At 49.2% G+C, this 252-nt stretch carries 1 protein-coding gene; it reads right to left on the bottom strand.

The genetic code is table 11. The features are described 5' to 3' along the window. Positions 1-252 (bottom strand): hypothetical protein (locus tag ACFINS_RS10285; protein ID WP_375706212.1); only part of this gene is annotated, 252 nt, incomplete at both ends.

The following is a 252-nucleotide window of genomic DNA, read 5'->3' as shown; positions in this document are numbered from 1 at the left end:
CTGCCCCGCATTGGCCGCCATATCATGGCGCATACGAACCCCAACACCTTTTTCTGTCGCAACAAGTTTAATCTGATCCGCCTGTAGAGCCCCCAAAGCAGAACCATCTATCGCATATTCCGGCTTACCAGTAATATCGGTAAGTGCCTTCATTTGGCGAGAAGCATAATCAAAATTTCCCGTACCAGCCGCAACTCCAATTTCCCTGCCCGCAACAGGACCTTCAAAATGCACAGTGCGTGAAACAATATC

This window comes from Bartonella sp. AA2SXKL (genome assembly GCF_042197205.1).
In the GTDB taxonomy this organism is placed as follows: domain Bacteria; phylum Pseudomonadota; class Alphaproteobacteria; order Rhizobiales; family Rhizobiaceae; genus Bartonella.
The sequence above is the reverse complement of the archived record's forward strand: the minus strand, read 5'-3'. Positions and strand labels throughout refer to the sequence as shown.